General features: G+C 43.6%; 14 protein-coding genes, 2 tRNA genes and 1 riboswitch. All 16 genes read right to left on the bottom strand.

Annotated elements, in window-relative coordinates; genetic code table 11:
• Positions 1 to 416: 416 nt before the first annotated feature.
• Positions 417 to 505: transfer RNA gene (locus ACESPO_RS06095), tRNA-Ser, on the bottom strand.
• A gap of 62 nt (positions 506 to 567) precedes the next feature.
• Positions 568 to 653: transfer RNA gene (locus ACESPO_RS06090), tRNA-Ser, on the bottom strand.
• 336 nt (positions 654 to 989) lie between these two features.
• Positions 990 to 1,133, bottom strand: coding sequence for a hypothetical protein (locus tag ACESPO_RS06085; RefSeq protein ID WP_165851565.1), 144 nt, complete (start codon positions 1,131 to 1,133; stop codon positions 990 to 992).
• 204 nt (positions 1,134 to 1,337) lie between these two features.
• Complete coding sequence (ispD, locus tag ACESPO_RS06080) at positions 1,338 to 2,057, bottom strand: 2-C-methyl-D-erythritol 4-phosphate cytidylyltransferase (protein ID WP_336304666.1); 720 nt, start codon at positions 2,055 to 2,057, stop codon at positions 1,338 to 1,340.
• A 52-nt stretch (positions 2,058 to 2,109) separates the two neighbouring features.
• The gene (tsaD, locus tag ACESPO_RS06075) at positions 2,110 to 3,135 is read right to left on the bottom strand and encodes a tRNA (adenosine(37)-N6)-threonylcarbamoyltransferase complex transferase subunit TsaD (RefSeq protein ID WP_008976576.1); all 1,026 of its coding nucleotides are present in this window, start codon (positions 3,133 to 3,135) and stop codon (positions 2,110 to 2,112) included.
• A gap of 4 nt (positions 3,136 to 3,139) precedes the next feature.
• Positions 3,140 to 4,054 (bottom strand): ribonuclease Z, encoded by a 915-nt coding sequence (locus ACESPO_RS06070; protein WP_008976577.1) that lies wholly within the window; start codon positions 4,052 to 4,054, stop codon positions 3,140 to 3,142.
• Positions 4,055 to 4,069: 15 nt separating this feature from the next.
• Positions 4,070 to 4,285 (bottom strand): hypothetical protein, encoded by a 216-nt coding sequence (locus ACESPO_RS06065; RefSeq protein ID WP_336304665.1) that lies wholly within the window; start codon positions 4,283 to 4,285, stop codon positions 4,070 to 4,072.
• A gap of 125 nt (positions 4,286 to 4,410) precedes the next feature.
• Entirely contained in the window at positions 4,411 to 4,857 is a 447-nt protein-coding gene (gene rimI, locus ACESPO_RS06060; RefSeq protein WP_009263014.1) for a ribosomal protein S18-alanine N-acetyltransferase, read from the bottom strand.
• Entirely contained in the window at positions 4,854 to 5,570 is a 717-nt protein-coding gene (gene tsaB / locus ACESPO_RS06055; RefSeq protein WP_174704849.1) for a tRNA (adenosine(37)-N6)-threonylcarbamoyltransferase complex dimerization subunit type 1 TsaB, read from the bottom strand. The genes rimI and tsaB overlap by 4 nt, the downstream gene beginning before the upstream one ends.
• 96 nt (positions 5,571 to 5,666) lie before the next feature.
• The gene (tsaE, locus tag ACESPO_RS06050) at positions 5,667 to 6,098 is read right to left on the bottom strand and encodes a tRNA (adenosine(37)-N6)-threonylcarbamoyltransferase complex ATPase subunit type 1 TsaE (protein ID WP_499788607.1); all 432 of its coding nucleotides are present in this window, start codon (positions 6,096 to 6,098) and stop codon (positions 5,667 to 5,669) included.
• A 21-nt stretch (positions 6,099 to 6,119) separates the two neighbouring features.
• Positions 6,120 to 6,626 (bottom strand): YcxB family protein, encoded by a 507-nt coding sequence (locus ACESPO_RS06045; protein ID WP_009263017.1) that lies wholly within the window; start codon positions 6,624 to 6,626, stop codon positions 6,120 to 6,122.
• A 78-nt stretch (positions 6,627 to 6,704) separates the two neighbouring features.
• On the bottom strand, positions 6,705 to 7,313 hold the full coding sequence (locus ACESPO_RS06040; protein ID WP_008976584.1) for an ECF transporter S component: 609 nt from the start codon (positions 7,311 to 7,313) through the stop codon (positions 6,705 to 6,707).
• Positions 7,314 to 7,518: 205 nt separating this feature from the next.
• A riboswitch (FMN riboswitch) is annotated at positions 7,519 to 7,642 on the bottom strand.
• Between the two features lie 23 nt (positions 7,643 to 7,665).
• A complete protein-coding gene (locus ACESPO_RS06035; RefSeq protein ID WP_117577989.1) occupies positions 7,666 to 8,706 on the bottom strand; it encodes an acyltransferase family protein in 1,041 nt (346 codons plus the stop codon).
• Complete coding sequence (locus tag ACESPO_RS06030; protein ID WP_120092525.1) at positions 8,707 to 10,038, bottom strand: DUF1958 domain-containing protein; 1,332 nt, start codon at positions 10,036 to 10,038, stop codon at positions 8,707 to 8,709.
• A gap of 52 nt (positions 10,039 to 10,090) precedes the next feature.
• Positions 10,091 to 11,587 carry a glycerol kinase GlpK gene (glpK, locus tag ACESPO_RS06025; protein ID WP_009263020.1) on the bottom strand — a complete coding sequence of 499 codons (1,497 nt, stop codon included), beginning with the start codon at positions 11,585 to 11,587 and terminating at the stop codon, positions 10,091 to 10,093.
• A 27-nt stretch (positions 11,588 to 11,614) separates the two neighbouring features.
• Complete coding sequence (locus ACESPO_RS06020) at positions 11,615 to 13,768, bottom strand: Tex family protein (RefSeq protein ID WP_120106186.1); 2,154 nt, start codon at positions 13,766 to 13,768, stop codon at positions 11,615 to 11,617.
• Positions 13,769 to 13,887 lie beyond the last annotated feature (119 nt).

Raw genomic sequence — 13,887 nt, 5'->3', positions numbered from 1 at the left:
ATCACTACTAGCAATCCTATCCCTTTTACTGTTTTTAGGTTGACATTTCTGTCTGTTCTGAAATTTTCTCAATTGTTCGAAATTTTCAGGGTTGTGTTGTCTATTGTTTAATTATCAATGTTCTGTTTGTTTCGCTCTCTTGCGACAGCTATATTAGATTATCACATCTTTTTATCTTTGTCAACAACTTTTTTCATCTTTTTTTGAATTCTTTTCTTTTCTACTTTCATAGCCTTTTTTCGATTCCATATCTCCGATGCTTTTTGTTGTTTTCCTGTCACACTATTGAGTGCTTTTTATATTAACATTTCCAACAGTACTTGTCAACTGTTTTTATTTTCAACATTTCAACTTCATACCGTCTTCACTTGTCAATTTTTCACCATGTCATCTATCTGTTGATACTTTATGGTAAACGGAGAAAGAGGGATTTGAACCCTCGCACCGCTATTAACGATCTACTCCCTTTCCAGGGGAGCCCCTTCAGCCACTTGGGTATTTCTCCAAAACGCCTTTCGTTCTTTTGGCATAAGAAAACCACCGATGATTGATTGGTGGTTTTCCTAACGCAGAGGGTGGGATTCGAACCCACGCGCCCTTTCGGACAAACGGTTTTCAAGACCGCCTCGTTATGACCACTTCGATACCTCTGCATCTATTAAGTTTTTGTCATCTCTTGAAGACAAGATGTATTCTATCACGGATATTTCCAACTGTCAACACTTTTTCTAAACTTTTTTTATTTTTTTATTTTTCGGGAATTTTTCTGCTAACATGAACCTTTAATCTCGCTGCTCTTCCGGCGATTTCAGGTATCATTTTTATATCTAAAAATCGCTTGGAAGTAAGTAATAAACCATTGTCCAACCGGATCCTCGCTATGTCAACTACCCACGACCTAAAGGTCATGGGCTTGCAACTGCCCAGTCGTACGAACGACATACGTCTCCGACTTTTAACCCCAAAAGATATTGCTATCTAAAGTGGCGTTACATCATAGGGTGGTTGACAACACCCTTTACGGATAAGATATGCTCATCTGTAACTGTATCAGGTACTAAACTTCCCATGCCATACAGTAATAATGTCTTTACGATTAAGATTTTACGCAGTACACGAATTTCGTATTGCAACCTCATATCTTGTCAATGTACAAAAGAGTGCCTTAATGAGCAGCACATCGAACGGTTTTCCCTTTAAGAACTGCTACAGTCAGTGTAGCATATTTAACAACAATCAACAAGGCTCCTCCCACCACCTAAAGGTAGTGGGAGGAGCCTATGACAAACGAAAGGTTTTAAAATTATGAAAATACTACTGCCAGCGAAAGATTCTCTCTATGCACGGTGCCTCCTGATAAAAAGACCTGCAATTTCCAGATCTTCTGGCGTTGTAATTTTTATATTTTCATAAGAACCGAAAACAAGCTTGACTGGATGTTCTGTCATTCTTTCAACAACCATCGCATCATCTGTCGCCTTCTCCCATCCACTCTGGATTAATTTTTCATAAGCAGCACGCACCAGTTTTGCATCAAATACCTGAGGTGTCTGCACTTGCCAGACATATGCCCTGTCCGGCGTCTGAACAGCATACTGATTCTGATCTGCAATTTTAATTGTATCTTTCACAGGCATACCTACGACACACGCCTGATCTCTCAAAACACATTCGTATGCCCGCTCTAACATTTCTTCATCCACAAACGGTCTTGCCCCATCATGGATGAACACAATTCCATCTTCCACATATTTTAATCCATAGTACACAGACTCATAGCGTTCTTTCCCTCCCGCCACTATCTGTACCACCTTGTCAAAACCATATTGTTGTACAATCTTTTCTCTGCAATAGTCTATTTCACGTTCTCCTGTGACAAGAACGATCTCATCAATATATCTGGACTCCTGGAATACATGCAAGCAATAATACAACACCGGCTTTCCTTCTAATTCTAAATACTGCTTCTGAATCGCCGTCCCCATCCGGCTTCCACTCCCGGCTGCCAACACGATCGCCGTACATTTTTTTTCTCGTTTGTCCTTTTTCTGCTTCATCTGGCATTGCACATCCTTTCCCGAATCTCTTTTCCCTACTGACAACCAGAGTCTACCGTTCTCCCAGTTTCAAATTCGGCACAGCATTTAGATCCCATCCATGTCTTGTTCCCGCCAGATACTCATAATAAGCTGCAACTCCTATCATTGCTGCATTGTCCGTGCAGTAAATTGGTGATGGATGATAGAATTTGACTCCTTTCTTATCACACGCTTCCTGCATCGCAGCTCTGAGGGCGCTATTCGATGCTACCCCACCAGCAATCGCAAATTTTTTTAATCCAAACTCATCCACTGCTTTCATCGCATTTTCTACAAGTACATCTGTCACCGCTTTCTGGAAAGATGCTGCGATGTCCGCCTGAGAATAACTTTCCCCTTTCATCTGACAGCCATTGATATAATTCAATACCGCCGATTTCACACCACTGAAACTAAAATCATACGGCGAATCACTCATATGTGCTTTCGGAAAGACAATCGCTTCCGGATTTCCCTCCTTAGACAACTTATCTATCTTCGGTCCACCCGGATATCCAAGCCCAATTGCCCGCGCCACTTTATCAAATGCTTCGCCCGCGGCATCGTCTCTTGTTCTTCCGATAATTTCATAAGTTCCATAATCTTTCACACGAACCAGATGTGTATGTCCTCCCGATACTACAAGACATACAAATGGAGGCTCTAAGTCTTTATTTTCAATATAATTTGCAGAAATATGTCCCTCGATATGATGTACTCCCACCAAAGGAAGTCCTTTTGCATATGCAATCGCCTTAGCCTCTGCAACCCCGACAAGCAACGCTCCTACAAGCCCCGGTCCATAAGTGACTCCGATTGCATCGATTTCATCCAATGTTACCCCTGCTTCTTTCAACGCTTCCTCAATCACCTGATTGATCTTCTCAATATGCTTTCTGGAGGCAATCTCCGGAACAACCCCTCCATATAATTTATGTAATTCAATCTGTGATGAAATGACGTTGGAGAGGATCTCTCTTCCTCCCCGCACGACTGCTGCCGCTGTCTCATCACAAGAACTTTCTATTGCCAGTATTGTGATTTCTTTTTCTTTCATCTTCTTACTCCTCTTCTGGAAAATCCAGTTCCACAGACATACTGTCGCTGCCGGCTTTTGCCTGCGGAAAAATTTTTTGCACTTCCTCTATAAAAAATTCCGGGCGCGTCAGAGACGGACTGTAATGTGTCAGCCACATTTCCTTTACCTCGGCCTCTTTTGCAAGCTGCGCCGCTTCGTAAAATGTCATATGCTTATATTCTACCGCCTTGCATGCCTTTTCTTTCTCCCCGTACATTCCTTCACAAATAAACAGATCGGAATGTTTCGCATTCACACGAATCGAGTCTGTCGGCCTTGTATCTGTCGTATAGGTAAGTTTGATTCCACGGCGCGGAGCACCCAGCACCATATCCGGGGTAAATACATTTCCTTCATGCTCAATCGTCTCACCTTTTTGCAAATGCTTCCAATATTGCTTTGGAATCGCATGACCCATCGCTCTTGTTACATCAAATTTTCCAGCACGGTCAATCTCCAGTGTATACCCGTAACAAAGCACATTATGATTGACACGAAACGCTTTCAGACGATATCCATTTAATTCAAAAGTCTGCTCTGGTCCTTCAATTTCTTTGTATATGATCGGAAATGGAAGTTCCGGCGCAATGACGCGAAGAGCGCTCACAACACGCTCAAGCCCTTTCGGTCCTATTAACGTCAACGGTTCTCTTCTGTCTGCATTTCCCATTGTAAGCAAAAGCCCCGGCAGTCCACTGATGTGATCTCCGTGATAATGAGTAAAACAAATCACATCAATCGGCTTAAAGCTCCAGCCTTTCTCTTTGATCGCAATCTGCGTCCCTTCTCCACAGTCGATCAGCAGACTACTTCCATTAAATCTCGTCATCAGAGCAGTCAGCCACCGATAAGGCAGTGGCATCATCCCGCCCGTTCCGAGAAGACAAACATCTAACATGTGATTCTCCTTCTATTATTTCTTCTCTACCGGAATCGAAAAGTCTGAAATCCATGCATCGTAACACTCTTCGCAGAGATCAAACTCGTGTACTTCGTTATCTTTTCCCGAGAAATATCCCCAGCGCTTCTCTACATGGAGGAAATCTGCCTCTCTGAGAATTTCTTTTCCACATCTGTTGCAAAATACTTTATCTAATTCCGTCGTCTCAACTTTTTTATATTGGCGCATACAATTCCTCCTATGAAAAATCCTTCTTTTTTCTTGTTGTCACGCCTTTATTATATTGATTTTTAAAACAGATTCCTAGCGGGAACTGTTTCCTTTTTTTCCATGTTCTTACAATGCCCCAACCCCTATTCAGATAGGTTCTTTTGCATAGTCAATCCATGTTCCATAGGTTCTTTATAATAATCCTTCCGCAGGGAAATCGTCTCGAATCCATACTTTGTATACAGGCACCTCGCAGCATCATTGCTTGCCCGCACTTCAAGAATCACATCCTTGATTCCTCTCTCAGCACAAACTTTCCATAAATGTTCCAACAAATTTCCTGCAATTCCTTTTCCACGCGCTTTGGGAGCCACCGCTATTTTCCCAATATCCGCACTATCCATCACCGCATAGACAATGCAATATCCGCAGATCTCCTCTGCTTCTTCTGCCACAAGGACAAAAAAATGCTCCAGCTCATATGCCTTTCTAATGTCCGCCATACTCCACCGATCGGATGGGCAAAAACATTGCTCCTCCAGCGCATATAGCGGCATGATGTCGGATTCTTTCATTCCTCGAATGATCATTTTCCCTGCTGCTCCTTCTCTTCTCGCTCTAAACGCTCGCGTTCTGCCTGTGACATTCTAAGATAATCCGGCTGATGATCCTCCGCACGTTCTATCTTTCCTTCTTTCCAATACTGAACTGCAAGTGTCCCAACAGCTGCTGCCCGCTGCCGATTCATATGAGATGGGGCAAATCTTACCGGAACATGCAAAAGTTGCTCTAACTGTTCTTTGTATACCGGAACACCGTCCCCTAAAAATGTCACCTGCTCTCCTCGTTCATTCAATTTCTCTGCAAGAGCTGATATTTCTATCGCCATCTGCGGCTCTTCTACTACAAATTCCTCCCGGAAACGATAAATTCCGGTATAAACCTGATTTCTCCTTGCATCCATGATTGGGCAGATCACCCCTTCATTTCCATATAAGTTATAAGCAAGTCCATCCACCGTAGGAATATGGATCAACGGCTTTTTTAACGCGAGTCCAAGTCCTTTCGCCGTCGCCGATCCAATTCGCAGCCCGGTAAAGGACCCAGGTCCTCCCGCCACTGCGATTGCATCAATCTCACCAAGGTTCATCTCTGTCATTTTTACGATTTCATCCAGCATTGGAAGCAGCGTCTGTGAATGAGTCTTCTTATAATTCACTGTATATTCCGCAATTGTCTGTTCTTCCTCTACAACTGCCACTGACGCCACCAAACCAGAACTGTCTAATGCCAATATCCGCATAGTTTCACTTCTTTCTTTTTCATTGTCTATCATCTGTTTTAGAAAGGTCACTATTTCTAACGCAACCTCTTTTCCAACTTCTTTTTTCTCTCGTTCCTATACTCCAAGTTCTCTTACCGTAATCCGTCGGAAATCAAACCCTTGATCCAGATCTTTCTCAATAGTAATCTCTGTCCGTCTCTGTGGCAAGATCTCTTCAATCAGATTTGACCACTCAATCAGAGATACTCCCTGACCATAGAAGTAATCTTCATATCCGATCTCTTCCATTTCCTCAATATCCCCAATCCGATATACGTCAAAATGATAAAACGGAAGCCTTCCCTCCTCATATACCTGTACGATTGTGAATGTCGGGCTGCTAATCGCCTCTTCAATCTGAAGCCCTCTTGCCAATCCCTGCGTAAATACAGTCTTCCCCACGCCCAGATTGCCAATCAGTGTATAGATCTCTCCTGCTTTTGCCAGTTCTCCGATTTTTTTCCCAAACTCAAACGTCTCCTTCGGACTTCTTGTCTCTATTACCATAGTTTTCCTTCCTTTTCCCTCTTACCGTACCTGACGGATCTTCACTTTCGCCGGCGCCATATGTGTTGAGATCATCTGCACAGCTGCTGTATACTGCTCTCCTAGCGCTTCCTTCGGAAAAACAAGCGCACGTACCCGCGTGATATAAAGAATCAATGTCCGGTTCGTAGAAACTGCCTTCTGAAATTCTTCCCATTTCACCTCTGTCTGCTGATCTTCCTGGGAAATGGTGATTCCTTCTTCGGTCAACTCATATGTGATTGGCTTTTGGAACATCGGCGTTGTCTTTACCTGCGCCTTCGCCTTTGACTTCAGTGTGAGAGGTGTCATAACAAGAAAAACTGCGGCAAAAAAGAAAAACATCATACCTGCGGTATAATCTCCCTGTGCCATCGCCCGGATTCCAAGTCCAAGTACAACAACTCCAAAAATCGCTCCGATCAGCCCACTGAGATGGCTGTATGTGTGATACAGCAAAAAATCATACATTGCTCTCGGTGTCATCTGAACATCCATTTTCACTGACATTGCTTAATCCCTCCATTACTTTTTCTGTCTCATACGCAAAATGGTATGTTATAAAATTATAACATACCACCCTTTTCCTTACAATAACACTTGCCGGATTTTCTTATAGACAAAAAATACGATCAAAGATACCAAAATCCCTTTCAGCAAATTAAACGGTGCCACTGCAAAAAGGACAAAGGTCATCAGACCAGTGATCGCACCATTTACCTCTGTGCCCATCGATACCAGAGCATCCAAGGGCATCTCAAATGCTTTTGCATACACCGGAAGCAAAATATAAGCATTCAGAACACATCCGAGAATAGTCATGATCACAGTTCCAACTACCATCCCCGTCACCGCTCCACTCTTCGTACGCTTTTTCTGATAGATCAGCGCCGCTGGAACGCAGAATGCACATCCAATCAGGAAATTTGCTGCATCTCCGATTCCCATCGTCATCGTTCCTTTGATTGCAACATTTAGGATCACCTTGATCAATTCGATTAAAACCCCCGCAAACGGTCCCATCGAAAAACATCCGATCAACACTGGAACCTCACTGAAATCAATCTTATAGAACGCCGGTGCGAATGGGAGCGGAATCTCAAACTGCATCAAAATAATTGCAAGTGCCGATAACATCCCAATCTGAACAAGCGTCCTTGTGTTCACCTTTGTCTTCTCTGCTACATTTGTACTCATTTTTCTTCTCTCCTTCTTTTTCTAAAATTTAAAAGAAAGAAAATCTTCCGGAAATCTTTGATCAGCTTTCCTCCATACCCCAAAAGGTGAAAGAATTGCACCTACATTTCCTGCAAAGTAAAAATTCCCCCGAAATAACTTCCTGGGGAACTTTGATTCTCGCGCAAAAATCTATCCGCTATCACACGATCTGATTTGCGATCAAATGATTCTTCTCTCATCCAGACTATACTGTCGGTACTGGAATCTCACCAGTTCAGCCACCTGTTCCCAGGCAGGTCGCGGACTTTACCGCCGGTTGGGACTTGCACCCTACCCCGAAGAATTTTCCTATTCTTTTTCATATCGCCTATTATACGACGGTTTTAAAAATTGTGCAAGCCTTTCTCACAAGGATTCTATTAATCTTATACAATCCCCCTGCAACAACTGCTATCATACAACCGATGACTACAAATAAAAGATAACTTTGCAACAAAGTTACTTTGGTAAGATCTACAAAATTCATAACATTAATAATAATGATATGATGTACTAAAAAAACTGCATAAGAATATTTGCTGATTCCTTCACAAATTTTTTTAATTCCTTTATTTTTCACCAAAGCAGACACAAAAACTAATACAAGAAAAGAGGAAATTCCAATATATGTTGTCTGTATACTTGCTGGGATTTCCGGCTTGAAAATCATATTGGCAATAATAAGTATCAATGCTAATATCGATATTTTCCAGTCTGCCCTCCAGTTTAACTTTACAAAAATCATACCAAATACAAATTCCGGCAATCGAACAAGCAAAATAGTTGCCGGTACAAGCGCTATCTTACTGCAAATAACAAGTCCGATTATATATCCAGCCACGGCCAAAGCAACTGCTCCCCATAAATTTGTATTTATTGCTTTCTTTAAAACCGGAAAAATAATATACAATAAAATAATCGCTCCTAAAAACCACTCTCCAAGTAAATAAAATGTCGCATATCCATTTACACTGAGTAACCCATCAAATCCTAATATAGTAAAAAGAAATCTCCATTTTGGAATTCCATCTCCAATCATCGTGCGGTTCTTCAACACATACACTGCTAAAACAGCACTGTATGCCATCCAAAACATCGGATAAATGGACATAAATCGCTTTTGATAAAACCTTTTCCAATCATTCTCCTTTTCATAGACATACATCAATGCTGCCCCTGAAATTATAAAAAATAATGAGACTCCCCATTCTCCACTTCCTATATTTCCTATTTTTTCCAGCCCTATCATTCTCCCCTTAATTTCTGGGATATGTGCGGAATATCTAGCATTGAAATGAGTGATCACAATTGAAACTGCCGCGATTGCTCGAATAAAATCCAAGTAGAATAATCTTTCTTTTCTAGTATTCATCTATTTTCTTCTCCGTCTTCGTCTCTTCTTTCTGACCGCATCCACATATGCGATTCTTCCTACAAGTGCAGCACCTCCGGCAAGCAATACTGCGAGTATTCCTTTTCCGATCGCGCCCAGTCCGCTTTTCGCTTCCGAAACTACCTGTTTCTGCTGATAGGTAACGGAAGGCGCTGCGTATCCCGGAAGATACTGCCGTTCAAGATCAACAAATACTTTGCCATCTTCCATCTTAAACTTTATTTTTTCTTCTTTTGGCACACAGTCCCACAGGTCTTTCTTTGTTACAATTTTCTCTTTTCCAATCTGATGTGTTCCTTTTGGCAGAACCTTTCGATACTCGTATTTCTCAAATGCCTGTTCCATAATTGCATTCCCAACAAGATGACGAAGTTCTTCTCCGGTCTGGTCTGTCCAGTCCGAAACCCCCATCACAATTTCCACAAGCCTCGTATCCTGACGTTTTGCAGTAGAGGAATAATTAAACCCTGCTCTTCCGCTGGAACCAGTTTTCAACCCATCTGTCCCTTTCAGACCATACTTTGCCCCTTCCAGAGAAATCTGATACGACTTAAAATGTTCTTCATACGGGGTACCTTCTTTCACTACAATTTCTGGAGAACTCGTATGTGTCAATATATCCGGGTAAGTCTTTACAAAATAACTGCACAGCAGTGCGTAATCTTGTGGGGAAGTCACATTATCTGCATCTGCCGGTAGATTTTTCGGAGCATACGGATACAGCAGGTCATTTGTGACACCAACACAATTGTAATAAGTAGTATGCGTCATCCCAATCTCTTTTGCTTTCTGATTCATCAGCGCTACAAATTTATCCGGATCCGGCTCCACTAAATCTGCAAGCATATACGTGGCTGCCGCCGAAGATGGGACAATGATCAGATCGATCAATTCTCCCACCGTATAGGTTGCTCCCATCTGCATCACATTGTTGCTGAGCGCATACCTTCCGGCGATATCTACATACTTTTCATTCACCGCTACCTGCATGTCCTTTTCAAATTTTCCTTCCTCCATCGCATCATATGCGAGCAAAATTGTCATCAATTTTGTCATACTGGCCGGAGCCCAGGAAACATCTTTATTCTCCTCCCACAAAATCTGCCCGGTATGGATCTCTGTAATGATAGAACCTGCCGGCTGATAACGATCGTCCAACTGATAGCCACTTTCCCTCGCTACATCGATCGCACGTTTTCCGGATTTTTTCTTTTCTTCTTCCTCCACCTGCTGCGCTTCCACCTGCCCTGCAGGAAGCAGCACTGTCAAAAGCGCTATACACAGCGCGATTACCCAACTCCTTTTTTTCATCTGTTCTTCCCTCTCTTTTCTCAGTCCCACATCTGCGTGTATCTTTACTGTTTTACTCCTCTTCTTCCCATCCAAAAGAGCGTTTTACAGCCTTCTCCCAGCCATGAATTTTTTCTTCCCGTTCATTTTCCTTTAATTTTGGATAGAACACCTTATCAATCGCCCAATTCTTTCCGACGTCTTCTTTGTCCTTCCAGTATCCAACGGCCAGCCCGGCAAGATATGCCGCTCCCATTGCCGTTGTCTCTACGCATTCCGGTCGATTGACCGGGGCATTGCAGATATCCGCCTGTACCTGCATCAGAAAATCATTTGCACTGGCACCTCCGTCAACATTGAGTGTACTCAGCGAAATTCCCGAATCTGCCTGCATTGCATGCACAACGTCATTTACCTGATACGCAATAGACTCTAATGTCGCCCGGATAATATGATATCGATTCACACCCCTTGTCAATCCTACGATCGCACCTCTGGCATACTGATCCCAGTGTGGAGCTCCCAGCCCGGTAAATGCCGGCACGACGTAACAGCCGTTCGTGTCTTCCACTCTCTGAGCAAGATATTCCGAATCTTTCGCAGAATCTATCAGCTTCATCTCATCCCGCAGCCACTGGATCGCAGCGCCTGCCACAAAGATAGAACCTTCCAGTGCATACGTCACCTTACCATCCAGTCCCCATGCGATCGTCGTCACAAGACCGTGGTCAGAATACACCGGTTCTGTCCCTGTATTCATCAGAAGGAAACACCCGGTTCCATACGTATTTTTCGCTTCCCCTGCATGGAAACAGGTCTGCCCAAAAAGCGCTGCCTGTTGATCGCCTGCCGCTCCGCTGATTGGGATTTTCCCTCCAAAATAGCTTGCATCTGCATAGCCGTAGATTTCACTGGATGGACACACCTTTGGAAGCATACTTTTTGGAATCTGAAGCTCTTCTAATATATCATCATCCCATTTCAGCTCTTTGATGTTAAACAGCATAGTACGGGAAGCATTCGAATAATCGCTGACATGCACACGCCCTTTCGTAAGTTTCCAAATCAGCCATGTCTCCACTGTCCCAAACAGCAATTCTCCTTGCTCTGCCCGCTCTCGGGCCCCTTCGATGTGATCCAACATCCACTTTACCTTTGTCCCCGAAAAATAAGCATCGATCATCAGTCCCGTCTTCTCCCGGAATGATTCTGTAAGTCCCTTTTCTTTCAACTTATCACAGTACTTGGATGTTCTTCTGCACTGCCAGACGATTGCATGTCCGATCGGTTCCCCAGTCTTTTTGTCCCACACAATCGCAGTTTCCCTTTGATTGGTAATTCCAATCGCTGCAATATCTTCCGCAGTTGCTCCAATCTTTGTCATTGCTTCCACTGCCACTCCCAATTGGGAGGACCAGATCTCATTGGCATCATGCTCCACCCATCCCGGCTTCGGAAAATACTGTGTAAACTCCTTCTGTGCCATACTGCATATCTGTCCTTTTTCGTTAAAAAGAATACAGCGATTGCTTGTTGTCCCAGCATCCAGCGCCATTACATATTTCGCCATGCCGCTTCCTCCTTGTTCCTTTTTCTTCTAAATCCCTTTCATCGTTAACTGGATCCGCTTTTTCTGTACATCGACACTCATGACTTTGACATCGACAATGTCACCGACACTCACTGCCTCCAGTGGATGTTTGATAAATTTCTTATCGGTAATCTGCGAAATATGCACAAGTCCATCCTGATGTACTCCGATATCCACAAACACGCCGAAATCAATCACATTTCGTACGGTTCCTTTTAAGACCATCCCCTCCGTCAGATCTTTCATTTCCAGCACATCCGTTCTAAGAATTGGTTTTGGCATCTCCTCACGAGGATCTCTGCCCGGTTTCTCCAGTTCTTTTACAATATCCTGAAGGGTGATCTCTCCGATTCCAAGCTCTTCTGCCAGCTTCTTTTCATTTCTGATTGTTTTAGAAAGTCCCTGAAGTCCTCCTCTGCGGATCTCTTCCGTTGAAAATCCCTGCTGTTTTAAAAGTTTTTCCGCCGCCTCATAAGACTCCGGGTGAACGCTTGTCGCATCCAGCGGATTTTTCCCATCTGTAATCTTGAGAAATCCGGCACACTGTTCGAATGCTTTCGGTCCAAGCTTTGCAACTTTTAGCAGTTCCTTTCTTGACTGGAATTTCCCATGTTCCTCTCTGTACGCCACAATGTTTTTTGCGATCGCACTGCTGATTCCGGAAATATAAGAGAGAAGCGGTGCCGATGCAGTATTTAAATCTACTCCTACCCGGTTGACACAGGATTCTACCACTCCAGAAAGCGCCTCGCTCAATTTCTTCTGGTTCATATCATGCTGATATTGTCCGACACCGATTGACTTTGGATCAATCTTCACAAGTTCTGCAAGCGGATCCTGCAGCCTTCTAGCGATGGATGCCGCACTTCTCTGTCCCACATCAAAATTCGGAAATTCCTCTGTCGCCAGCTTGCTTGCAGAATAGACAGAAGCGCCCGCCTCATTGACGATCACATACTGTACTTTCTCCGGGATCTCCTTTAACAGTTCGACAAGGATCATCTCCGATTCCCGCGATGCCGTACCATTTCCGACAGAGATCAGCGTAATATGGTACTTGCGGATCAGCTTCTTTAACGTATCCTTCGCCGCCTGGATCTTCTGTGGTGTCGTCGGGGCAGTCGGATAGATTACCGTCGTATCGAGTACCTTTCCAGTCTCATCTACAACAGCCAACTTACATCCGGTCCGAAATGCCGGATCCCATCCAAGCACAACCTGTCCAACGATCGGCGGCTGCATTAGAAGTTGTTCCAGATTTTTTCCAAATACTATGATGGCACTATCCTCTGCCTTTTCTGTCAGGCTGCTCCGGATCTCCCGCTCAATTGCCGGAGCAATCAGTCGTTTGTAGCTGTCTTCTGCCACTTCTTTTAAATATTCTGACGTATATGGATTTTCGGAAACAATGATTTTCTTCTCAAGATACCGCAGAATCTTCTCCTCCGGCGCTTCAATCTTCACGTTCAGAATCTTTTCCTTCTCTCCACGATTCAGTGCAAGGATCCGGTGTCCTGCCAGCCTGCTGACTGGTTCTTCAAAAGAATAGTACATTTCGTAGACAGACTGCACACTATCATCTTTTGCCGAAGAAGTCATCTTTCCTTCTTTCACCGTAAGATTCCGAATAAAACTCCGGTAATCTGCCTCGTCAGAAACTGTCTCCGCAAGGATGTCTTTTGCACCTGCAATGGCCTCTTCCACTGTATGTACTTCTTTTTCTGCAGAAATATATTTTTGCGCCTCTTCTTCCAAAGGCTTTTGTATCTTTTGCAGCATCAGAAGTGTCGCCAGCGATTCCAGTCCTTTCTCCTTTGCAATGGTCGCCCTTGTCCGCCTTTTTGGCCGATATGGTCGGTACAGATCTTCCACAGCAACAAGCGTCTGGGCATTTATAATCTGCACTCTCAGTTCTTCTGTCAATTTCCCCTGCTCCTCGATTGAAGCGAGTACCTGCTCCTTCTTCTCCTCAAGATTGCGTAAATATATCAGCCGCTCATGTAAACTTCTAAGCTGCTCATCATTCAGAGAGCCGGTTGCCTCTTTCCGGTACCGCGCAATAAACGGAATCGTATTTCCCTCATCGATCAGTCTGACTGCTGCCTCTACCTGCCATTTCTTTACTTCCAGCTCTTCTGTGAGTTTCTGAATCATATCCATACTGTTCTTTCCTCTCTGCTTTTTATACTGTTACGCTTTATTATAGCTTATTCCCAGTTCAAACGCAAAATCAAATTCCTATCAGAAAAGGAAAGGCTTTCCTCCTATGAAGACCCTGC

Origin of the sequence: Coprococcus sp. HPP0074, assembly GCF_964238105.1 — a bacterium.
Taxonomy (GTDB): Bacteria; Bacillota; Clostridia; order Lachnospirales; family Lachnospiraceae; genus Faecalimonas; species Faecalimonas umbilicata.
Note: the sequence above shows the minus strand (reverse complement) of the source record. Positions and strands in the feature narration are given on the sequence as shown.

What these genes read in the sequence shown, in the direction of transcription:
- tsaB (WP_174704849.1), bottom strand. Translation starts at nt 5,570, where the DNA reads ATGCGGATATTGGCATTAGACAGTTCTGGTTTGGTGGCGTCAGTGGCA.
- ispD (WP_336304666.1), bottom strand. Translation starts at nt 2,057, where the DNA reads ATGAAGCAGAAAAAGGACAAACGAGAAAAAAAATGTACGGCGATCGTG.
- ACESPO_RS06035 (WP_117577989.1), bottom strand. Translation starts at nt 8,706, where the DNA reads ATGAATACTAGAAAAGAAAGATTATTCTACTTGGATTTTATTCGAGCA.
- ACESPO_RS06065 (WP_336304665.1), bottom strand. Translation starts at nt 4,285, where the DNA reads ATGCGCCAATATAAAAAAGTTGAGACGACGGAATTAGATAAAGTATTT.
- ACESPO_RS06040 (WP_008976584.1), bottom strand. Translation starts at nt 7,313, where the DNA reads ATGAGTACAAATGTAGCAGAGAAGACAAAGGTGAACACAAGGACGCTT.
- tsaD (WP_008976576.1), bottom strand. Translation starts at nt 3,135, where the DNA reads ATGAAAGAAAAAGAAATCACAATACTGGCAATAGAAAGTTCTTGTGAT.
- ACESPO_RS06070 (WP_008976577.1), bottom strand. Translation starts at nt 4,054, where the DNA reads ATGTTAGATGTTTGTCTTCTCGGAACGGGCGGGATGATGCCACTGCCT.
- ACESPO_RS06020 (WP_120106186.1), bottom strand. Translation starts at nt 13,768, where the DNA reads ATGGATATGATTCAGAAACTCACAGAAGAGCTGGAAGTAAAGAAATGG.
- glpK (WP_009263020.1), bottom strand. Translation starts at nt 11,587, where the DNA reads ATGGCGAAATATGTAATGGCGCTGGATGCTGGGACAACAAGCAATCGC.
- ACESPO_RS06030 (WP_120092525.1), bottom strand. Translation starts at nt 10,038, where the DNA reads ATGAAAAAAAGGAGTTGGGTAATCGCGCTGTGTATAGCGCTTTTGACA.
- rimI (WP_009263014.1), bottom strand. Translation starts at nt 4,857, where the DNA reads ATGATCATTCGAGGAATGAAAGAATCCGACATCATGCCGCTATATGCG.
- ACESPO_RS06045 (WP_009263017.1), bottom strand. Translation starts at nt 6,626, where the DNA reads ATGTCAGTGAAAATGGATGTTCAGATGACACCGAGAGCAATGTATGAT.
- tsaE (WP_499788607.1), bottom strand. Translation starts at nt 6,098, where the DNA reads ATGGTAATAGAGACAAGAAGTCCGAAGGAGACGTTTGAGTTTGGGAAA.